The organism is Arsukibacterium sp. UBA3155, from assembly GCA_002364615.1.
In the GTDB taxonomy this organism is placed as follows: domain Bacteria; phylum Pseudomonadota; class Gammaproteobacteria; order Enterobacterales; family Alteromonadaceae; genus Alishewanella.
Map to the genome: position 1 here is coordinate 35,600 of DEYP01000008.1, position 22,028 is coordinate 57,627.

General features: G+C 51.7%; 18 protein-coding genes. 8 read left to right on the forward strand and 10 right to left on the reverse strand.

Annotated elements, in window-relative coordinates; all coding sequences use genetic code 11:
- Positions 1-2 precede the first annotated feature (2 nt).
- Positions 3-1,394 carry a Na+/H+ antiporter NhaC family protein gene (locus tag B2X65_RS02430; protein WP_290610396.1) on the reverse strand — a complete coding sequence of 464 codons (1,392 nt, stop codon included), beginning with the start codon at positions 1,392-1,394 and terminating at the stop codon, positions 3-5.
- 227 nt (positions 1,395-1,621) lie between these two features.
- Here B2X65_RS02430 and B2X65_RS02435 point away from each other — a divergent pair, with 227 nt between their 5' ends.
- On the forward strand, positions 1,622-2,395 hold the full coding sequence (locus B2X65_RS02435; RefSeq protein ID WP_290610398.1) for a hypothetical protein: 774 nt from the start codon (positions 1,622-1,624) through the stop codon (positions 2,393-2,395).
- Here B2X65_RS02435 and B2X65_RS02440 read toward each other — a convergent pair.
- Complete coding sequence (locus B2X65_RS02440) at positions 2,351-4,531, reverse strand: tetratricopeptide repeat protein (RefSeq protein WP_290610399.1); 2,181 nt, start codon at positions 4,529-4,531, stop codon at positions 2,351-2,353. The two genes, B2X65_RS02435 and B2X65_RS02440, sit on opposite strands and share 45 nt — an antisense overlap.
- Positions 4,532-4,618: 87 nt before the next feature.
- Here B2X65_RS02440 and B2X65_RS02445 point away from each other — a divergent pair, with 87 nt between their 5' ends.
- Positions 4,619-6,103 carry a M14 family zinc carboxypeptidase gene (locus B2X65_RS02445; RefSeq protein ID WP_290610401.1) on the forward strand — a complete coding sequence of 495 codons (1,485 nt, stop codon included), beginning with the start codon at positions 4,619-4,621 and terminating at the stop codon, positions 6,101-6,103.
- Between the two features lie 2 nt (positions 6,104-6,105).
- Here B2X65_RS02445 and B2X65_RS02450 read toward each other — a convergent pair whose 3' ends face one another.
- Positions 6,106-6,657, reverse strand: coding sequence for an NADPH-dependent FMN reductase (locus tag B2X65_RS02450; protein WP_290610402.1), 552 nt, complete (start codon positions 6,655-6,657; stop codon positions 6,106-6,108).
- A gap of 189 nt (positions 6,658-6,846) precedes the next feature.
- Here B2X65_RS02450 and B2X65_RS02455 point away from each other — a divergent pair, with 189 nt between their 5' ends.
- The gene (locus B2X65_RS02455; RefSeq protein WP_290610404.1) at positions 6,847-7,674 is read left to right on the forward strand and encodes an META domain-containing protein; all 828 of its coding nucleotides are present in this window, start codon (positions 6,847-6,849) and stop codon (positions 7,672-7,674) included.
- Positions 7,675-7,681: 7 nt separating this feature from the next.
- Here B2X65_RS02455 and B2X65_RS02460 read toward each other — a convergent pair whose 3' ends face one another.
- From B2X65_RS02460 to B2X65_RS02475, 4 genes are read right to left on the reverse strand one after another with little or no spacing between them, the layout of a single operon-like run.
- Positions 7,682-8,860 carry an exo-beta-N-acetylmuramidase NamZ family protein gene (locus B2X65_RS02460; protein ID WP_290610405.1) on the reverse strand — a complete coding sequence of 393 codons (1,179 nt, stop codon included), beginning with the start codon at positions 8,858-8,860 and terminating at the stop codon, positions 7,682-7,684.
- Positions 8,857-9,777 carry an N-acetylmuramic acid 6-phosphate etherase gene (murQ, locus tag B2X65_RS02465; RefSeq protein WP_290610407.1) on the reverse strand — a complete coding sequence of 307 codons (921 nt, stop codon included), beginning with the start codon at positions 9,775-9,777 and terminating at the stop codon, positions 8,857-8,859. Before murQ ends, B2X65_RS02460 begins: the two co-directional genes overlap by 4 nt.
- Positions 9,778-9,810: 33 nt before the next feature.
- Complete coding sequence (locus tag B2X65_RS02470) at positions 9,811-10,716, reverse strand: BadF/BadG/BcrA/BcrD ATPase family protein (protein WP_290610409.1); 906 nt, start codon at positions 10,714-10,716, stop codon at positions 9,811-9,813.
- On the reverse strand, positions 10,717-12,297 hold the full coding sequence (locus B2X65_RS02475) for a sodium:solute symporter (RefSeq protein ID WP_290610411.1): 1,581 nt from the start codon (positions 12,295-12,297) through the stop codon (positions 10,717-10,719).
- A 146-nt stretch (positions 12,298-12,443) separates the two neighbouring features.
- Here B2X65_RS02475 and B2X65_RS02480 point away from each other — a divergent pair, with 146 nt between their 5' ends.
- The 3 genes from B2X65_RS02480 (at position 12,444) to B2X65_RS02490 (ending at position 18,278) form a co-directional block, all read left to right on the forward strand.
- A complete protein-coding gene (locus tag B2X65_RS02480; RefSeq protein WP_290610413.1) occupies positions 12,444-14,396 on the forward strand; it encodes a glycoside hydrolase family 3 N-terminal domain-containing protein in 1,953 nt (650 codons plus the stop codon).
- Positions 14,397-14,398: 2 nt separating this feature from the next.
- Complete coding sequence (locus B2X65_RS02485; protein ID WP_290610414.1) at positions 14,399-15,592, forward strand: acyltransferase family protein; 1,194 nt, start codon at positions 14,399-14,401, stop codon at positions 15,590-15,592.
- A 103-nt stretch (positions 15,593-15,695) separates the two neighbouring features.
- Positions 15,696-18,278, forward strand: coding sequence for an EAL domain-containing protein (locus tag B2X65_RS02490; protein ID WP_290610416.1), 2,583 nt, complete (start codon positions 15,696-15,698; stop codon positions 18,276-18,278).
- Between the two features lie 22 nt (positions 18,279-18,300).
- Here B2X65_RS02490 and B2X65_RS02495 read toward each other — a convergent pair whose 3' ends face one another.
- From B2X65_RS02495 to B2X65_RS02505, 3 genes are all read right to left on the reverse strand, one after another.
- Positions 18,301-18,942, reverse strand: coding sequence for a cold shock and DUF1294 domain-containing protein (locus B2X65_RS02495; protein WP_290610417.1), 642 nt, complete (start codon positions 18,940-18,942; stop codon positions 18,301-18,303).
- An 84-nt stretch (positions 18,943-19,026) separates the two neighbouring features.
- Complete coding sequence (nadC, locus tag B2X65_RS02500; protein WP_290610419.1) at positions 19,027-19,950, reverse strand: carboxylating nicotinate-nucleotide diphosphorylase; 924 nt, start codon at positions 19,948-19,950, stop codon at positions 19,027-19,029.
- Position 19,951: 1 nt separating this feature from the next.
- Positions 19,952-20,473 carry a retropepsin-like aspartic protease family protein gene (locus B2X65_RS02505; protein WP_290610421.1) on the reverse strand — a complete coding sequence of 174 codons (522 nt, stop codon included), beginning with the start codon at positions 20,471-20,473 and terminating at the stop codon, positions 19,952-19,954.
- 67 nt (positions 20,474-20,540) lie between these two features.
- Between B2X65_RS02505 and ampD the strand changes: the two genes are divergently transcribed.
- Complete coding sequence (gene ampD, locus B2X65_RS02510; RefSeq protein WP_290610423.1) at positions 20,541-21,137, forward strand: 1,6-anhydro-N-acetylmuramyl-L-alanine amidase AmpD; 597 nt, start codon at positions 20,541-20,543, stop codon at positions 21,135-21,137.
- On the forward strand, positions 21,134-22,027 hold the full coding sequence (gene ampE / locus B2X65_RS02515) for a regulatory signaling modulator protein AmpE (protein ID WP_290610425.1): 894 nt from the start codon (positions 21,134-21,136) through the stop codon (positions 22,025-22,027). The genes ampD and ampE overlap by 4 nt, the downstream gene beginning before the upstream one ends.
- Position 22,028: the final 1 nt, after the last annotated feature.

Here is a 22,028-nt window from a genome sequence, read left to right on the forward strand (position 1 = left end):
CGTTAGATCATTAGTACGCCGGCAATCACAAAGCTTAGCAAGGCGATGGCGCCACACACCAGTGCATACGGCAGCTGGGTTTTTACATGCTCCAGTAAATCACAGCCGGCGGCCACTGAGCTTACTGCGGTGCTGTCGGAAATAGGCGAGCAGTGATCGCCAAATACGCCGCCACTTAAAATAGCCGCCAGAATAAGTTGTGGCGGCAGGCCGAGCAGACTGACCATTGGCATGCCTATCGGAATAAGAATGGCAAAGGTGCCCCAGCTGGTGCCGGTAGTAAACGAAATAAGCGCGCCGGCTAAAAACAGCAGCGCCGGAATAAGCACCAGCGGCAGGTTCTGATCAACAATACTGGCAATAAAGGTACCGGTGCCCAGCAGTTTTAAACTGGAGCCAAGCGACAGTGACAACAACACAATGGTGACTAGCGGCAGGAGTTCGCTAATACCTTTAAAGCCGATATCGACCAGTTGCTGATGTTTAAAACGGCGGCTTAGCAGCATCATGGCATACACCACCACGCAGGCCAGTGCGGTGGCATATAACACCGATTTAGAACCCGAGCCCTGCACCAGCTGGCCATTACCGGTTAACAGCATAAAGCCGAGCATGGCGCCGACCAGGGTTATCAGAGGCACCAGCATATAAGCCGGGTGACTGGGTTCAGTCTCAATTTCACTATGCTGCGATAAGGTATGCAGCTGCTGTTCTGATTTACGCATTGGCCCGTATACCTTGCCACTGATAATGGTATACAGCACAACCAGCAGGGTGATCAGGGCATAGAAATTCAGCGGGATGGTGCCAATTAAAATGGCCACCGGACTTTCTGGTAAATCATAGGTGCTAAGCAACCCCAGAATATAGGCGCCCCAGCCGTTTAGTAAGATAATAATACAGATAGGCGCGCTGGTACTGTCGATAATATAAGCCAGCCGGGCCCGACTCATTTTAAATTTATCGAATAAACCGCGCGAGCTGATACCGGCAGTTAACGAGCTTAAATTCGATTCAATAAAGGTCACACTACTGATGAAAAAGGTCAGTAAACCGGCCTGGCGGCCATTGCGGGCAATGCCTTTATTGACCAGCATTGCCACCGTAGCAGACACCCCGCCGGAGTAGCGCATATAGGCCAGCAAGCCGCCGACCAGCAACGAGAACATTAAAATACGGGCGTTATCGGCGTCACCAGTAACGGCAATAATCCGCTCCAGAGTCTGAATACTGCCATCGAGCAATAAACCAGCGCCAAAACTCTGGCCGTTTTGCAGAAATATCAGTAGCTCGGAGGTACATAGCGATAACAGCAGCGCCAGAATCACTTCTTTGCGCCACAACACCACGGCAATGGCGACAAGCGCCGGAAGCAGGGTTAACCAGTCAGCCACCTTAGGCTCCTTTTTATTATTTTTATACAACTAATTTATACAGTTACTTTTATACAGCTAAGCATGCCTGCGGGCAAGCCGGCCACTGGCGTTTTAGCTGATTTCTGCTTTACTTAGTGGGCTTTAAATGATGTGAATTTAACTTAATTTTTATCCAGAAGTTTGCCTTCGTGGTTCGGTATGCAGTAAGCCGGTGAATAGCAGCATCGATCACAAGGAGAGCGGTTATGCGTTGTTTAAGATTTTCGATAATTGTGCTGCTTTTATGCAGTTTTCTGGCAGACGCTGCGTTAGTCCGCGGTGCAGGCCGTGGTTCAGAAACCTCAACCAGTCCTCAAAGCTATGCTTTATATGATAACAGCTTTATCAGAGACGGTTATTTACAGGCTGGGGCACCGTTCATTAACCGGGTCAGCTTTACCAGCGGCGACTTACCATTGTTGGCAGTACCGCGGGACTGCTGGTTGATTATGCCCTATGACTCGTTCCCACCACCAGAGTACTGGCAGGAAGAGCCTTGCTACTACGAGTTTCTACAGGGTGAGCAACTGGACTTTGAAAGCGCCTTAATTTGGGATTTTCCTTCCGCCTTTGCCGCTGATTTCAGCTGGACCCTGATGCAGGGCGAGCAAAGCTGGACCTTTGCTGCGTTACGGGAGAATGGCTTTAACCCGGCGGCAGTTATGCCGGATGAGTTATTGCCAGGTGCATACTCGCTAACCTTTAACAGTACTTTTTATTCCGGCGCCGAGCGGGATTTTTATTACCGTAATGATCGTGATGAATGTTTTCCTGTTTTTTATGAGGATGAGGGCGATGAAAATTGTTACTACCAAGGCAGACGCGCTGATGTATTAAGTTTTAGTTCGCCGTCTGAACAGGTATTAATTCTGGAGCCGCGTGCGGTGCAGGTGCCATTACCGTCTACTTTAAGTTTATTTGCTGGCTTAGGGTTACTATTGTTTAGCCGGCGTAAGCTGTTTGGCACGCGCCAGCACTAGCTGCCGCTGTTCATTAAGTGAATTTTCCAGTTGCTGGCGCAGTGGCGCCAGCTGCTTGGTCGGAATACTATGCAAAATAGGATCGTAAAAGGTCCACCATTCACGCCAGCCATAGGCCATTGCTTGATGCAGTTGTTGTAATGCTAATTCATTATTACCTTGTAAAGCGGCCAGCCGTGCCGCCAGGTGATTCAGGTAGCTATCTCGCAAGTCATTTTGTTTCGCGGCGTCTAAGTGCTGCTGGCAACGGACTAGCAGCTTGTCAGCTTGTTGCTTTCTCTCATTTTGTTGTAACGCCCAGGCTATTTCTATAGCCGGACTGCACATTGGCATTGCAAACAATTCATCTTCACTAAAAGAAGAGTGGTGCTGTAAGAGCAAGTCAACTGCTTTAGAAGGATGCCCAAGTAACATCTGGTAAAGTGCTGCTTCAAATTGCAGCCATTTATCCTCTGGCCGCGCAGCCAAATAAAAAGCCATTTCGTTAAAGAGTGTCTCTGTGTCGCCGATTCGCAATAAATAATTAGAACGGTAGAGCGAATTGGTTTTTAAATCAGGTTCCAATTCGATCAGATTGAGAGTTATAAGTAGGCCCCGGTAATTTTGCTGATAGTAACTGTTTTCAGGCGATAAGTGATAAGCCTGCTGCCAGTGGTATAAGCTGTCAGCTAAATGCCCCTGATGAAAGGCGGTTAATGCCAGACCTGCATGGCCCATCGGTGACGTAGGGAAGTCTTGGAGTAATTGATTAAAGCTTGCATTGGCCTCAATAAACTGACCGCGAATTGCCTGTTCATAACCACGATTATACAGCACGGCGATGGATACCGGATCCAGCTGATAAGCCCGCTCCAGCGCTACAAGTGACTCAGCATAACGGCCTTGTTGTTTTAGCAGCAGATACTGCCACATATGTGCTACTGCCAGGTTAGGGTTAAGCGCCAAGGCCTTTTGATAGGCCGTCAGCGCCGGCTCAAACTGCTGTTGTAGTTCCAGCATTTTGCCCTGAATGGCATAGGCTTCTGCCAGCTGCGGCGCACGGATAAGCGCTTTATCCAGATACTCTTTCGCCAGCCCGGTAGCGATATCCACGTCAATAATGCCAAACTCTTTGCTGCCATCGCTTAGCAGCAGCAGGGTATCGGCCAGGCCAACATAAGCCAGCGCATATTCCGGGTCCTGGCCAATAGCTTGTTCAAATAACTGGCGGGCCTGTTGCATCGCTTCGCTGGTTTGCAGCCGGTATTGCTCGCGGGCTTTTAAATAGCTGATATAGGCATCGGCGCTTTGGGTGCTGGCATTGGCGGATAAATCTAACAGCGAACTGTCTTGCGGTAGGCTGGCTTGCAGCGCGTTAACCACACTGCGGGCGATTTCGCTCTCCAGAACAAACACATCGGTTAGTTGGCGTTGCAGCTGATTGGTCCATAAGGTCTGGCCGTTACTGCCGTCCAGCAGTTGTACCCGAATGTGCAGCTGCTTGTCTTGTAAGTTGATTGTGCCGGTAAGCAAGCTGGCAACCTGCAGCCGGCTGGCAATGTCGGGTACGCTTAATTGCTGGGCGCTTAATACCTGGCCGGAATTGGCAGACGCCACTGTTAACCCAGGTGTGCGACCAAGCTGGCTGCTTATTTCTTCAGCCAGGCTGTTTACCAGCAGCGCCAGCTCAGGGCTGTTTTTCAGCGGTGTTGGCTCAGGGCTGTTTTCAGTTGGATTTTTAGCGGTAAAAGGCAGCACTGCAATCGAGTTGGCCGTCAGATTTAATGGTTCTGCTGGCGTTGCAGGCCGGCTGAGCAGGTAATACTGATAAGCCAGCAGGGCGCTAAAGATGAAGATGAGTAGTAACACCATAACCTGCCTGCTGCCAAACATCGCGTGCGGCCGACCGTCAGGGTTAGCAAAGAGCTGTATCCGGCCTTGCTGATATTGATAAAACCAGGCCAGGTAGCATACTAAAGGCGTAGCAGCGATCAGGCTGATCGCGATAATATTGCCAACAGTAGCCGGCAGCACTAATAGCTGGGAAACCACTGCCACCACCTGCAGCGTTAGCCAAACAATAATCAGGTAGGCCAGCACAGTGCTGAGCACCTTACGTTGGCGAAGTTGCTGATAAAACTGTTTGGGGCTAAGCAATTGGAGATATCCCTTCTGAATTAGCGTTTACTAAGCTTAGCCCAGAGATGACAATGCTGCAGCGTGCTGAGTTTTACGGGCTGTGATATGGTAAATGGCAGTTATGGCTTAACTAACGAAAGAGAGGATGCCATGTTAAAGCAAATATCGTTATGGTTAGCATTAAGTGCGGTGTTAACGGGGCTGGCAAATGCAGCAGATTACGCTGAATTTACCACCCCAGGTCTGGCGAAAGGCCAGATCACCCATGACGATATTGCCCCCCTGATCCGTTATTATCAGCAGCAGGACTGGCTTGAAGTTACTGAGCTGGGCCGCTCGGTAGAGCAGCGGCCTGTTTACCTGTTTAAAATTGGCCAGGGCGAGCGTAAAGTGCTGGCCTGGTCTCAAATGCATGGCGACGAACCCACCGCCACGGCGGCTATTTTTGATTTGCTGGCGGTACTGGATGCGCAGCAGCAAGCACAAGCAGATAAAGATAAAGATCAAGATAATAGCCTGACAGACTGGCAGCAGCAGATTACCTTGTATTTAATTCCAATGCTAAACCCAGATGGGGCAGCGCGTAACAGCCGCTATAACGCGCTGGGAATTGACGTTAACCGCGATGCGGTAGCGCTGCAAACCCCGGAAGGCCAGATGCTGATGCAGGCGGCAAAGCAAATTAAGCCCCATTATGGTTTTAATTTGCATGATCAGAACCGTTATCATGGCGCCGGTGACAATAAAAAGCCGGCAACGATTTCTTTGCTGGCACCGGCCTATAACGAGGCACGGGAGATAAACCCCAGCCGCCATGCTGCTATGCAGTTAATCAGTGCCGTCAAACCGATGCTGGATAAGGCGATACCCCAGCAGCTTGGCCGCTATGATGACGAATACTCCGTGCGCTCTTTCGGCGATACCTTTTCTAAAATGGGCATTAGCACGGTATTGGTGGAGGCAGGGGGCAATTATAATGACCCGTTCCGCCAGCAAGCCCGCCAGTTAAACCTGAAACTGTATTTAAATTGGTTAGCGTTAATTAGCAGCGGCAATTACCGTGATTATGATTTAAGCGGGTATCAGGCTATTCCGATGAATAACAGCGGTGGCATGAAAGACTTAATTATTAGCAATATCAGTCTGCCAAAAGCGGATAGCAGTGGCGTGCTGGCCAAGGTTGATTTAGCCTTTAACGCCGGTGGCAATGGCCGGGGCAGTGTGGTGCTGGATGAGATAGGCGATGCCAGTATTTATGGTGCTTATCACAGCGTAGATGCCAGCGGCTTGCAGTACAGCGCTGGTAAAGCCTACCCGTTAACCAAACCATTAACCTTAAACACCGCGCGTTATATCCAGTTACTGGCAGAGGGTTACAGTCATTTTAGTGGTAAGCCAGATTTGCTGACGAATAACTCAGGGTTGCCGGTGGCGATAAATCCGCCAGGCGTGAAAAGCCGCTGGCCGCAGCGCCGTTCCTCTACCACTTTTTTGCTGAGTAATGATAATAAGGTCCAGTTGGCCGTGGTACACGGCCGCGTGATCAGGCTGGCAGATGCCAGCCTGTTAGATGCATTTGGTGGCAATTAGCGTTATTTGCTGCCATTAAGGCGTTGCTGCCAGCTAAGTAACGCCGCCAGCAGCTTACGCACGTTAGCCTGAATTTTGTCATCGGTTAAATCGCCATCGTTATCAAAAGCACCGCTAAAAGCATTGGCAAAGACCTCAGGTTGATTCAGCGGATGGAGGTTTAAATACACACATACCTGGCGTAAATGGTACTGAGAACGCGATGACCCCATGCCGGCGGCTGAGCCCATAATCGCCACCGGTTTTCCGCTTAATAAATGATTGTCAGGCTCGCGCGAGGCCCAGTCTAAGGCGTTTTTCAGGGCCGGTGCTAAAGAATAGTTATACTCAGGGCAGGCCAGCAGTAAGGCGTCAGCTTCAGCCAGTTGCTGGCATAAAGTTGCTACTGCTGCTGGTTTAGCACCCAGATCTGCATTGTAAAAGGGCACTTCCATTAAATCTGCCAGGTGTATTTTCATGCCGTCAGGGCAATTGGCCATGGCATAGCGCACCAGACCCCGGTTAGTTGATTTGGCCCGCAGGCTGCCACAAATTGCCAGTACATTAATACTCATCTTCGATCCTGTTTGCCATTAGAAAATAGCTATCAGTGTAGTTCAATGCTGAGCATTTTCACGGACCGCCGTAAATTCAGCGCCGGTACAGTGCTATGCTGGACAATACACTTTTTCCCGGCAGTTATCAGCCACCGGCGACAATTTAACGGCACCAGCCTGGCTGGATTGCTCACTAAAGGAATAAATATGACCTTTTCACCGCAGCTGCTTGGCAGCACCTTATTAACCGCTTTACTGCTGAGTGCTTGTCAGCCGGAATCTAAACCTGCGAGCTTGCCTGATAGTGCGCCAGCACAGCAGCTGGCGAGCGCCGACAACAGCCGTACTGCAGTGGACTGGCCCGGGAGTTATCAGGGGGTTATTCCGTGTGCCGATTGCTCCGGGATTAAGCTGACGCTGCAATTGCAGGCTGATCAACAGTACCAGTTGTCGCGCTATTATCAGGAGCGAGCTGACGAACCGGAGCAAACCAGTGGCCGCTTTGAATGGAGCGACGATGGCAGCAGTATCCAACTGGACGATGCCGACGGTAGCCGTTTTCTGGTGGGTGAAAACCGCCTGTTGCTGCTGGACCAGCAGGGGCAGCGAATTGGCGGCGAGCTTGCTGCACAGTACTGGCTGGATAAACAACAGGATGAACCGGATGATTCTGCACCCGCAGTGGCGGCCGGCTTAACGATTGCTGGCAAATGGCAATTGATTGAATTGATGCAACAAAGCGTGGCTGATGACAATCAGGTGTTTTTACAGTTTGATCCCGCTGGCCGGGTATCGGGGTATACCGGTTGTAACAACCTGACCGGTAGCTATAAGTTACAGGACGCCATGCTGAGTTTCGGCCCGCTGGCCACTACCCGCAAAGCCTGTCGGGAAGATACGCTTGAACCGCAATTTCTGGAGGTACTGGCAAAAGTAGATAACATCAGTATTGCCGGTGAGGTGTTAAGCCTGAACCGGGCCAGAATGGCGCCGTTAGCCCGCTTTCGCAGGCTGGAGCAGGATCAGGCAGAGTAGTCGCAGCTTAACGGTATAGCAGATAGGGTTGGCGCTGCTGGGCAAACGCCTGTAAGTCGGTTTGCCAGCTGGCCCTGATTTGCTGCTCGGTTAACCCTTGCTCAATCTGCTGTCGTAGTTTGCTGGTGCCGGCCAGTTTATCCATAAAGCCCGGCGAGTTAAAAAAAGTGGCATTGTTGGCTGCAAACAATTGCTGCCAGTTAATTAAGTAGCTTAAATCTAAGCCACCGGCTGCTACCTGGCGCAAGTCCTGACCCCGACTGATGGTATTTTTTAATGGTGGGTTCATAGCTGCACCGGGCGTCGCTACCGGGGTAAAGTTAAACTCTCCTAAACTAAATTTATCATAACCAATCGCCTGAAACGGAAACGGGGTGCCGCGGCCAATACTTAACGGCGTCGCCTCAAAAAAGCCCAGCGACGGATACAGCGCGATGGCCTGATCATTCGGTAAGTTAGGGCTGGGCGGTACCGGCAAGCTGTAGGCCATATCACGCTGGTAATTCGCGACCGGGATCACTGTCAGCTCCAGCTTATCGGCGTCAGTTATCCAGCGCTCGCCCTTAATCATTAGTGCCAGCTCGCCCACCGTCATGCCGTGCAGCAGCGGTATCGGGTGCATACCCACAAAAGATTGATAGGCTAAATCGAGCACCGGCCCATCCAGATAGCGGCCGTTGGGGTTAGGGCGGTCGAGTACCAGCATTGTCACCTTATGCTCAGCGGCTGCCTGCAGCAGATAGTGCATAGAGCTGATATAGGTGTAATAGCGAACACCGACATCCTGAATGTCGAAAATTACGATGTCCAACGCCTGCATTTGCGCAGCACTGGGTGCCTTGTTGGCGCCGTACAGCGATAGCAGCGGAATACCGGTTTTGCTGTCGGTACCCGAGCTGACTTTAGCGCCAGCATCATGATCGCCACGAAAGCCATGCTCTGGCGCAAATACACTGACAATATTCACCTGATTTTCCAGCAACACATCGACCAGGTGCTGCTGGCCTATCCGCGAGGTTTGGTTAACCAGTAAACCCACTCTTTTATCTTTAAGCAGCGGCAAATAGGCTGCCAGTTGCTCTGCACCAGGGGTGGCGGGGCTTGCTGCAGTTGACGGTTGCTGACTGCGGCTGTCGCCACAGGCGGCTAAGCAAATAAGCAGCAGTATACTTAACCAGCGTTTCATGCTTTTGCCTCCAGCGCTTTACCAACAAAGCCCTGGCTTTTGACCAGTGCCTGCTGACAGCTGGCCAGATCATCACCGGTTAAAATAAGTAAAATGGCCAGCTTAGCGTTCATATCGGCTTGCTGCAGGGCAGCGCTGGCGGTAACACTATTGCAGTCGGTCGCCTGCATTACAATACGAACCGCCCGCGCCTGCAGTTTCTCATTACTGGCGTGCAAGTCGACCATCAGATTCTGATAAACCTTTCCGCTGCGCACCATGGCCGCGGTGCTTAACATATTAAGCAGCATTTTCTGCGCGGTGCCGGCTTTCATCCGGGTAGAGCCAGTGAGGACTTCCGGGCCTACTTCAGCACAAATTGCAATGTCGGCTGCCTGCAGTATTGAGCCTGTGCTATTGCAGCTGATGGCAACGGTAGTGGCACCCAGTTTGCGGCCATAGTCCAGACCTCCCAGCACATAAGGCGTGCGGCCACTGGCAGCGATACCAACCAGTACGTCGTTTGGCCCGAAGTCAATTGCTGTTAATTCTTCCTCTGCCAGTTGCGGACTGTCTTCGGCACCTTCTACTGCCCGCTGAATGGCGGTGGTACCGCCGGCAATTAAACCAATAACCTGATTTGCCGGCACACTAAAAGTAGGCGGACACTCGGCGGCGTCTAAAATACCCAGCCGGCCACTGGTGCCGGCGCCCAGATATATTAGCCGGCCGCCACTGGCAAACGCGGCAACGATAGCATCAACGGCCTGTGCCACTGCCGGTAAGGTTGCCACTAAGGCCGGTGCAACCGTATGGTCGGCTTGGTTAATCAGCCTGACAATTTCCAGACTGTCGAGGGTATCTAAAGCAGTAGACGCCGGATTGCGAGCTTCGGTGCTCATACTGGCCAGTTGTTGCAGCAATTCAGTTTGACTCATCAGCCACTCACTTGGTTAGGGTTTAGTAAAACGTTATGCGCCGGAGCCGCCAGAGTTTTTGTTTGGCCCGGCAACGCCTGAAAACTTTGCCAGCTGCTGCGCAGCTAATATCATGCCTCCGTCCAGTGCATCGCCGCGTGCGGGTTGCAACAAGCGGTTGATCTCAGGGCTCAGCAACGGCTGACTGCTTGCCGCCAGGCCACCGAGCAATACTACTGGCAATGAACGTTCGCCACGGCAGCAGCAAATAAGTTCAGCAATGGCAATGGCGTGCTGATGCAGCAGTTGCTGCGCCAGTGGGCAATGCTGATGAGCAAACACCAACGGCACCAACGCTGCAAAGTCACTGGCACCGGCTTGTTTAAGCCAGGGCAATACCGTTTGGATATCGTTGCCGCACTGTGCAGCCAGGGCTTGCGTTAACGGGCTGGATACACCCTGGTCGCTATCCAGTTGCCACAATAACTGGCGCACGGCCAGCTTGCCCAGCCAGGCACCACCGCCTTCATCACCAATATTAAAGCCCCAGCCACCGGTTTGCTGCTCAGTGCCGTCCGCGGATAAGCGCATGGCCACCGAGCCGGTACCCAGCGCTACCATAACAACCGGCTCGCCATTATTGGCGCCGTATAGCGAGGTGCGTGCATCAGTGGTCAATTGCCAGGCGGCGAAATCAAGTTGCAGTTGCTGGCAAAACGCGCGGTAAAGTTGCGGATTACCGGCACCGGCCAAACCAATACAGGCCATAACCTGGGCCAGGCTGATGTCTGCTTGCTGACATAACTGCAAACTTAGTTGACGAACCGTGGCGACAGCCAGTTCCAGATCATTGGATAGCTGAGCCGGCCCGCCGGCAGCCTGCCATTGCTGACCGCTGATTGTGTGTTGCAGTCTGGCCAGGGTTTTACTGCCGCCACCATCTACCGCCAGTAAATACATTTAATGCTCCGCTTTATTTGCTGTTGTCAAAAGGGCTGCATGTTGTGGTTTACCTGCCATACAAACCAGACAGGCAATCAGGGTGCCCAGACACAATTGCCAGGTGAAGCCAAGATCCCAACTGGCCAGGGTCGGACTAATTAATTGCAACAGGTAAGGCTGCAGCAATAATGTGACACTGAAACCGGCTAAAAGCGCGGCAGTCACGCTGCGGCTGTTGCCCCGCTTGCTGAATAATGCGGTAAAAAATACACCCAGCAAGCCGCTATAAGAAAACACCATAACACTCAGCGCAAACGCCAGTAGTGGCATATCAGAATATTGCTGCCAGTAAAAACACAGCACAGCCATTGCGGATAGTGCCACCGCAGTGAGCAGCATCGCCCATTGACCGGCGTGAACGTAATGCCGCTCGCTGGTTAGGGCCTGGCGGCGTTCGCGCCAGGGTTGGTAGATATCGGCAACCAGCACCGAAGCCATCGAATTTAAGCCTGAGGTAATGGTAGATAGCGCTGCGGCAATAACACCCACCACGACCAGGCCCCGCAGGCCCGATGGCATTTCATTTAACACATAATACATAAATACGGTAATTTGTTCACCGCCAAAGCTACCGCTATAGCTGGCGCTGTTGGCAAACACATCGGGCCGTTGGTAATAAATATACAGCAGTAAACCAATCACAATAAAGACCAGCATCACCGGGATCACCAGCAGTGCCGACGATAACAGGGCTTTTGCGCCCCCGGCTGCGGTTTTGCAGGTCAGCACCCGTTGCGTCATGTCTTGATCGAGGCCAAATGCAGCAATATTTAACAGCACGAAACCGGTCAGTGCAGACCAGATAGTGAACACCCCGCTGCTACTGAAATCGGGTCTGAAATCAAAGAGTAATAATTTAGAGCTGCCATCGGCCAGCGGCTCACTTAGCACCTGATATAAGCTGCTCAGGTCCAGTTGCAAGCTATGATATAAATAGCCAAGCACCACCAGTGCAGCCGTAACATACACTGCGCACTGCAAGGCATCAGTGTAAATAACCGAACGAATACCACCGGCCATGGTGCAAGCAAGCCCTACCACGGCCAGTAAAATAATAGCGATCACCACACTGCCGGCGTCGATATTACTGAATAAAAGCATGGCAACCGCCAGCGCGGCCATATACAAGCGGGCACCACTGGCAAACACCCGACCAAATAAATACATTTTACCAGCGTGATTTTTGGCGGTCGCGTTAAAGCGGCTTTCCAGTAACTCGTATACGGTAGTGACTTTTAACTGGTAATAGCGTGGGATTAGCCATTTAATCACTACTAAGGTGGCGATGATGGCACCAATGTTGGTTGCAAGGTAGCTAAGGTTGCCGCGAAACCCCATGTCGGGACCGCCCAGAAACGTCGCTGCCGACTGCGAAGTGGCCAGAACCGATATCGCCACCAGAAACGGCGGCATGGCGTTGCCCCCGAGGAAGTAGTCACTGCTATTATTCGCTTTACGCCGGTTTACCCAAATAGCCAGGCTGGCCAGCAGCAGAAAATATCCAAAAAATACCGTCCAGTCTAACAACGTCAGTTGCATGGCAGAATTCCCGAGGCCTGATTTTATTATTAACCGTTAATTTTTACTTTTGCCCCCTGCCACTACTGGCGGGCACCGTGTTTTTTTGTTTTACTGCAAGCCCATAGCAGCACAATCGTTACCTTAACATAAGCGGAGTAAACAGTGTGTCGGATCAGCAAAATTGGTGGCAACGGTTACGGTGGGCAAGTTGGATGGTTGTGGGCATGCTATCCGGTGTGCTGGCAATGAGCAGTCAGGCGCAGCCAACGACGGCCCCTGTAACCACAGCCACGGTCCGGCAGATGCTGGGCCAGAAACTGATGCTCGATTTACGCTATTACTGCACTGAACCTGTGGCGGCGGGCAAGTGCCGCACGCCGTTAACCAGCCTGCCACCGGAGCTGGCAGACTTAATCAGCCAGTACGATATTGGCGGCGTCATCTTATTTGCCGAAAACCTTGAGCACAACGAGCAGATTATTACCCTGAACCGCCAATTGCAGCAGGCGGCGGCCCGCTCTGCTTTAAAACACCCGTTATTTATTGGTATCGATCAGGAAGGGGGCCGGGTTGCCCGCCTACCGCGCCAGCACTCCAGTGCCTTTAGTGGCAATATGGCCATCGGTGCTACCTATCCGAAACATGGCAATCATTTTGCTGAACTGACGGGCCGTGTCATTGCGGACGAACTGCTGGCCCTTGGTATTAACGTTAATTTTGCGCCAACAGTTGATGTTAATGTTAATCCGGATAATCCGGTAATTAATGTGCGGGCCTTTGCAGAAGACCCGGCGGTGGTCGCAGAACTGGGCGGTGCCATGACGGCGGCCATGCAGCAACGTGGTGTTATTGCCGCCTTGAAACATTTTCCGGGCCATGGCGACACCCATATCGACAGTCATTTGGGTTTACCGCGGGTAGCGCATAGCCGCCAGCAGATTGATCAGGTCGACTTGCTGCCTTTTGCTAAAATTATTAACCAGCATAACCCCGGTATGATTATGACAGCGCATATTCAGTATCCGGCGCTGGATAGCAGTACTTTTACTGCCAAAGATGGCCAGCAGATGATAAAACCGGCGACGTTATCACGGGCAATTTTACATGACTTGCTGCGCCAGCAACTGGATTATCAGGGGCTTATTGTTACCGATGCGCTGGATATGGCGGGTATCAGCCATTTTTTCAGCCCGCACGATGCGGTGATCGCTACCTTTGCTGCCGGTGCCGACATTGCGCTGATGCCGGTAAAGCTGCAAAGCCCGGCTGAACTGGCCGATTTAGCGGCGTTGCTCAACGCGCTGGAGCAAGCGGTGTTGGCGGGCCAGCTGGAGCGTACTGAACTGGACGCCTCCTATCAGCGGATTAGTCGTCTCAAACAGCAGTATCCGTTGATGCCAACCGGTTCTGCAAAGACGCAGCTGCTAGCGGCAAATAAAGTACTGGGCAGTCCGGCCCACCGGCAGGCTGAGCTGGCACTGGCTCAGGCCGCAGTGACCCGTATTTCTGTAGCTGGCATGGCGGAACAAGCCAGTATGCCGACGCTTAACGGCAAACAGGTGTTGCTGATTATGCCAGACAATAACAAAGCGGCAGCGCTCAGTCTGGCGTTACAGCAACAAAGCCCGCAACCGCTTACTATCAGTAGCATTAGTTTGTTGCAGCAGGACCTGACAGAGGCCGCTGACCTGCTGAAGCGGGCTGAGGTGGTGATTAGTGGCTTTATCACCCCGATGCCGTCACTTGCTGAAATTGGAGGCATGGATGATATTAGTGCGCTTGGACCACTGGCAGCCCGTTATCAGCGCCAGCAGCAGGACTTTTTGAGTTTATTACGCCAGATAAAGCAGCAGCAAAAGCCCCATGTTTATATCAGCCTGCGCGCGCCTTATGATGCCGCCACCTATGGGCCCTATGCTGATCTGGCACTGGCCAGCTACGCCTACAACAGTGAAGATAAAGCTATTGCAGCGGGCGAGCCTGGCGCTACTTATACGGCGTTGGCAAGAGTTTTACTGGGCCAGGTTAAGCCTACCGGCGTGCTGCCGGTTACCCTGAAGCCGACGTCCACAGCACCTGCCCAGCAAGCCACGGCAGCGTCACAGGGTAGCAAATAATAATGTTAAGCGGCTTAAAGCAGCATTGTGATGCCATATTGGCTAATGTACCCAGGCAACGGCTGCTGGCACTGGATGCCCTGCGGGGGTTAACCATTACCGGGATGATTCTGGTTAATAACCCCGGAAGCTGGAACCATGTTTATGGGCCACTGCGCCATGCAAAGTGGCATGGCTGGACGGTGACCGATCTGATTTTTCCTTTTTTTATTGTGATTGTCGGCATATCACTGCAATTGCGTCTGCAACGGCAAAGCAGTCAGCCCAAAGGGCTGATTATCCGTCATGCAGCCGTTCGCAGTCTGAAATTGTTTGGCCTGGGGCTGTTTCTGGCACTGTTTTATTATAATTTTGCTGATCCGGCGTACAGCTACATTGAACAAAAACTGCATACGCTGCGCTGGCTTGGCGTGCTGCAACGGATTGGCCTGGTCTATTTTGCGACGGTACTGATTGTGCTGTATTGCGGTACCCGTGGCCGGATCCTCTGGTTAGCCGGGCTTTGCGCAGTCTATCTGTTGGCAATGTTACATCTGCCGTATCAGGATGCCTACGGCAATCAGTTCAGCGGTTTGCTGTTGTTTGGCAATAGCTTTGCCGCCTGGCTCGACCATACCGTGCTGGGTGCCCGCCATCTGTATTATGGAAGTGCCACCCCGTTTGCGTTCGACCCTGAAGGCTTATGGTCAACGTTGCCGGCGGTGGCCAGTTGTTTAAGTGGGGTGTTGCTGGCGCAGTGGCTGCAAACCGAGCGCTCTCTGTCCTGGAAAGTGCGGGGGTTATTGCTTGCCGGAGTTATCTCGGTGTGGCTGGCCGAGTTATGGCATTTTGCCTTACCCATTAATAAAAGCTTATGGACCCCCAGTTTTGTAGTGCTTAGCAGCGGTTACTGCGCTATCGCTATGGCGGCATGTATCTGGTTATGTGATATTAAACGCTGGCGGCGCTGGAGCGCGCCTTTTGTGGTGTTTGGCGCCAATGCGATTTTGTTTTTTATGCTGGCAGGCTTAATGGCGCGTGCGCTGGTAATGATACCGGTCGGCGACGGTTTGCTTAAAGGCTGGCTATTCAGCCGGCTGTTTCAGCCGCTGTTTGGTGATTTAAACGGCTCACTGATCTTTGCGCTGGTATTTTTAGGATTTTCTTATTTACTAATGCACTGGTGTTACCGGCTCGGCATTATTTTCAAAGTGTGACAGTAATGATCGAGGGAGACCGGTTCCTGTACAAAGACGGTATTTGCAATTTACGCTGCCTGCAGTAAGCTCAATAACAGAATAATAACTAAGTGAAGTATTTATGCGCCGTATTGCCGTGCTGGCATTGCTCACGTTACTTGTGCCAGTGTTGTTGCCACCCCCGGCAACGGCTGATGACACCAGCCTGGTTCAACACCGTCAACTGGTCGTCGGTATTTACCAGAATCCGCCGAAGCTTACCGTCAGTGCTGATGGCATGCCCAGCGGTATTTTCGGCGATTTACTGACGCAAATTGCGCTGCAGGAAAAATGGCACTTAAAGCCGGTGAGCTGCGACTGGGCCTACTGCCTTGAGCTGCTGAAAAGTGGTGATATTGATATTCTGCCTGACGTCGCATTCAGTGAAGCGCGGGCGCAGGTGATGAGTTTTCATCAAGTACCGGCGTTATTTAGCTGGTCACGATTATACAGCCTAACGGACAATCAGATTGCAGCGCTAGCTGACCTGGCTGGCCAGCAGGTCGCGGTGCTGCGTGACAGTTCCCAATACCATTTTTTGTATAACTACAGCCAACAGCATCAGCTGGACATTAAATTGCAAGGGGTTAAATCATTGCAGGCCGCCTTTAATTTGGTCGCCGCCGGCCAGGCTGATGTCGCGGTAGCAAACCATTTGTTTGGTAATGGCCGGGCTGCTGAATTTGAACTGCAGGCGAACCCGCTGCGCTTTGATCCGGTTGAACTGTTTTATGCCACAGCTTATGGCCGGAACCTGCCGATATTAGAGGTTATCGATGGTTATCTGCGGCAATGGCAGGCAGAGCCTCAATCGTATTATTTTCAGACGATCAATCACTGGAGCAAGCCAGGCCTTGCCACGACAGACAATATTTCTATGTTGCTGCTGTGGTCGGTTATCAGTGGCGTATTAATAGTACTGATTGCTTTAACGTTAATTTGGTATCAACGGCGCAGTATTATTCAGCTAAACCGGCTGCGGCTGAGTCAGGACCGGCTAACCACTATTCTCAATAGCGTCGACGCTCATATTTATATTAAAGATAAGCGGTTTCGCTATCAGTATGTCAATCATAAAATCGCTGAATTGTTCGGCCGGCTGCCGGAGCAGATCGTTGGCCATACCGACAATATGTTTTTTGATGCAAAAACCGTCAGCCAGTTGCAGGTTAACGATGAGCGGGTGCTTAGTGGCGGCGAGCGCATCGTCGAAGAAGAAATAAATACCACGGTAAAAGATAATGAAGAGCGGATTTTCTTATCAGTAAAGTTACCGCTGCGCCATGCCAATGGTGAAATTTACGCCTTGTGCGGTATTTCTACCGATGTGACCGAACATAAACAAAACCAGGCAGCCATTCACCAACTGGCGTTTTATGATGCGTTAACCTCGCTACCTAATAGGCGTTTATTGCTGGAGCGGCTGGAGCAGGCGTTCAGTCTCGCGGGCCGGGGGGCTACTCAGGGCGCCATACTGTTTATTGATCTGGACCATTTTAAAGATTTGAATGATACGCTGGGCCACGCCGTAGGTGATGAATTACTGAGCCAGGTTGCCAGTCGGCTTAGCGATCAGCTTCGTAAAAGCGATACGCTGGCCCGGTTTGGTGGTGACGAATTTGTGGTGTTGCTGCCGGAGCTGCAGCCCCGGGCTGATTTAGCCGGACAACGGGTAGAATTACTGGCGATGAAACTGATGGATATATTAAGCCAGCCGTTTCAGCTGGCAGAACGCACTTACACCATCAGCGCCAGTATTGGCATTGCTATGTTTAGTGATGCAGACAACGTAGACGAGCTGCTGCAACGGGCAGATCTGGCCATGTACGATGCCAAAAACCGCGGCCGCTGCCGTTACTGTTTTTATAACAGTAAATTGCAAGCCACCGTGCTCGAGCGTTCGGCGATGCTTAGTGGTTTGCGCCAGGCATTGGCGCAGCAACAGTTTAGTCTGCATTTTCAACCGCAATATCATCTCGATGGCCAGGTGGTGGGTGCCGAAGTGTTGCTGCGTTGGTCTGATCCTGAGTTGGGTCAGGTATCGCCAGCTGAATTTATTCCACTGGCCGAAGAGTGCGGCTTAATATTGCCAATCGGCGCCTGGGTATTACAGCAAAGTTGCCTGCAACTGGCCCAGTGGCAACACGATAAGCAGAAGTCAGGCTGGCATCTGGCGGTTAATTTAAGTGTGCGGCAGCTACATGACCCAAATTTTGTGGAACTGGTACGCGACACCCTGTATCTCAGTGGTGCTAACCCGGAGAACTTAGTGCTGGAACTTACCGAAACCCAGTTATTACAGGATATCGAGGCAGTCATACTGAAGATGCAGCAATTGGGTGAGCTGGGAATACGCTTTTCGCTGGACGATTTTGGTACCGGTTATTCATCCTTAAGTTATTTAAAACGGCTGCCACTTAACCAGTTAAAAATCGATGGCAGTTTTGTCCGCGATTTACTGGACGATCCCAGTGATGCCGCCATTATCAGAACCATTCTGGCATTGGGTAACAGCCTGGAACTGGAGGTGATCGCGGAGGGGGTAGAAACGGTTGCACAATATCAGGCATTAGCAAAATTGGGCTGCCAACAGTTTCAGGGCTATTTACTGGGCCGGCCGGCGCCCGTTGCAAAGTTAAGCGCTGACCCGCAAAAGCCAGGCTGATAACAACGCCAGGTGTGCGTAGTTAAGACCAGAGCGCCAGTCTGCCAAGAAACAGCTGGCCATGTTGCGACAGCAACCAGATAAGCAAAATGCCGTTACCGACAATAACCAGCAAAAACTCTCGCTGGAATAGAAACTTACGTTTTTTATGTGACAGTTTTTTCTGTGCCAGCAAGGCGCCTGGCCAGCCACCAATTAAGCTGAATAATTGTAAACTTTGCTCTGGCAGACGCTGACGCTGCCGGGCTTTGGCTGCGGCTTTATCGGCGCGATACAACCAGTAGGTAAACAGGCTTGCTTCGATATAGAGAATAGGTAGTACGTAGGGTAGGGTACCAAACAGCAGTGCAATAACCACCAGCACCAGAAACGCACAGCGAAAGTACAATGCTACATCCTGGGTGTAGTCCAGATCGACAATCTCATGTTCTGCCAGGGGAGAAGCGGATCTGGACCCGCTGATAACCTGCAGCTCAATGGCTAATGGCCGCCCTTGTTTATCCTGACTCAGACTGAATTGCAGGCGACAGCCTTCCGTCGGACGGATCTTGCTGTCGGTAAAATCACGAATATGAAAAAAAACCTGCTGGGTGTCATTATCAGGTACGACGAAGCCGAAACCTTTATCGTCGCGCCAGTGCACCACTTTTCCTGTCAGCTGCATAGGCCGTCACCAAGCTACATGTGTTGCAATTAGCCGAGTGTATCAGAAGTTTACTTAACCGTAGTTTAACTGACCGGCAAAGTTTTACTTGTCGGAGGTGGTAATACTCAGCCGCATAGATAAATCGATGGCCTGGACATGTTTAGTCAAAGCACCGCTGGAAATAAAATCGACACCACTGGCGGCCAGTTCGCTTAACCGTTCAGCTGTAATATTCCCCGACACTTCAAGCTTTGCCTGGCCACTATTTATCAGCACGGCCTGTTTAATATCGGCCTTACTGAAATTATCCAGCATAATAATGTCAGCCTTAGCACGCAACGCCTGCTGCAGCTCATCCAAGTTTTCTGTTTCGACTTCAACCGGTTTTCCCGGAAAATTCTGACGGGCCTGAGCTACTGCAGCATCAATAGAGCCCGCGGCAGCAATATGATTCTCTTTAATCAGAAACGCATCAAATAACCCCAGGCGGTGGTTGACGCCGCCACCGCATTGTACCGCATATTTCTGCGCAAACCGCAGCCCCGGCAGGGTTTTACGGGTATCCAGCAGCCGGGTATCGCTGTCGGCCAGCAAGCTGGCGTATTGGCCGGTAACGGTTGCTGTGCCACTGAGCAACTGTAAAAAGTTCAGCGCGCTGCGCTCACCGGTTAGCAGTAAGCGGGCCGGGCCTGTCAGCCGGCACAATAGACTGTCGGCTGCCACCTTGTCGCCATCGGCTACCTGCCAGCTGATACTGACCTGACCGGCTTCTGCTCCCTGTGCTGCGGCTACCCGGTTTAGCTGGGCAAACACTTCATCAACCCAGGCAGTGCCACATACTACGCAGGGTTCACGGCTGATAATGGTTGCCGTTGCCTGTTGTGATGCCGGGATCAGACTGGCGGTGATATCACCTTCGTCCAACGGCAAAAAGCCCAGATCTTCGGCCAGCGCGGCTTGAACGCTGCGGGTGATTTCCAGGGCCAGAAGTGGATGATGGGTTACTGTTGTGGCATGCTCTGTCATATTAATTTCGCTGAATTAGGGTCAGTTGGTTACCTTGCTGGCGGAATTCTAACTGGTTTAACGCACTCATGCCTAATAAAATCTCGGTGCCGCCAAGGTTAGGTACCACACTGGCACTGACGTCTTGCAGTACGATATCACCCAGTTGCAGTGATGCTATTTCACTCAGGTAGGCACTGGTGATGCCATTGGCCGTGGCCACCTGAATTTGCCTGCCACGCGGTAAACCCAGCTTCTCAGCAGTACTTTGCGCAATAGCGACAGTGGTAGCACCGGTATCAAGCATAAAGTCGACCGGCTGACCATTAAGCAGCGCGGTACCAATGTAATGGCCGGCCCGGTTGCGCAGCAATACCGTACTAATTTCGCCACCACGGCCCTGAATGCTCTGCAGTTGCTGGTTTGGATTGCGTTTGCCAGCCAGATAGTCCTGAAAAAACAAGAACAGCATGACCAATAGTAATAACCAGGCCAGCCAGCTAAACGCTTTGGCAAAAGGAGTTCGTTGTTCGGGTGCTTGCATTCGCGTGCCTCAACCTTGACAATAGCGCTCTAGCTTAATCACAGTAAAGGCTAAAGGCAAAATTCTGATGAAAACCGTTGCTCTGCCCGTATGCCCTCCAATGCTTCAACGCCCTTCTGCGCATTTTGATGATAGGCCCCCCGGCGAGGAAATCAGCTTGCTGGTTATTCACAACATCAGTTTACCCGCCGGAGATTTTGCCACAGCACCACAGCAGGGTTGCCCGGTAGACAGCTTATTTTGCGGCACCCTTGATTGCAGTCTTCATCCCAGCTTTGTATCGTTGCAGGGGGTAAGGGTGGCGGCTCACTGCGTTATCTGGCGCGATGGCACCATTTTCCAGTATGTCCCTTTTGCTAACAGAGCCTGGCATGCTGGCAAAAGTGAATTTGCTGGTCGGGCCAACTGTAACGACTTTTCGATAGGGATAGAGTTAGAAGGCTGCGATAATATGCCGTATACTGAGCAGCAGTACCAAAGCCTGATAGCGCTGAGCCACTATTTACTGGCGCGCTATCAGCAGCTGAAGCCGGAGCGGATTGTTGGCCATTGTGACATTGCCCCCGGACGCAAAACGGATCCGGGACCGGCGTTTGACTGGTCGTATTATCGGGCCAATATTAAAGCCGTAGTTCAAGCCACAAGAATGGAGAGCAGGGAATGACGTTGATCAGCATGTTGTTGGCACTAATTATTGAGCGCCTCGCGGTGCGCAGCGACGCCTGGCAGGCCCATCGCTACGTCAGAGCCTATCTAACCTTCAGTCTGAAAACCCCGCTGGCGGGGTTAGCCCGTCATCAACTGGGCCAGTATTTATGGTTGTTGCTGCCGGGTACTATTGTTGCTTTGCTGCTGGGCTTAATCGATAACCGTCTGCTCAGCCTAATTGTTAATACACTGGTGTTGCTGGTCGGAATTGGTTGCTGGCATTACCGCCAGCTGTACAAGCAGTATCTGAATGCGCAAGAGCGGGGCGACGGTGAAGCGGCTTATCTGGTGATGCAGCAAATTCGCACGGAGTCGGGTAGCAGTATTGAGCAAAACAGTTATGGCCAAACGCTGATTTGGCTCAATTTTCGTTACTATGCGGCGACGGTGTTCTGGTTTTTATTACTCGGGGTGTTTGGGGTTATCACCTATGTTTTGGTGCGCCAGTTACAAGAGCCCAGAACCCTGGTTGATAATACCGCAGCAGCAGACAGTGAACAGACCGCTGCAGACTACAGCAAACTGCAAACCGACACAGATGGTCCGGACGCCGTGTATTACATGACGTTTTGGGCGCAGTGGTTTCCAACCCGGTTATTTGGTTTAGGCTTTGCCCTGGTGGGCTATTTCTCCCGGGCATCTAATGCCTTACTCGCTTATTTTATGGATTTTACTACCGATAACGAGCAGGTATTGACCGAAGTGGCTTTGGCTGCCGAACCGCAGGAAGAGGAGCAGCTGAATACGCTGGATGAAAGCAGTGCCATGGTACAGTTAGGGAAGCGCAATATGCTGTTCTTTCTGGCATTGGCTGCAATATTGACCCTAAGCGGCTGGTTGTACTGAG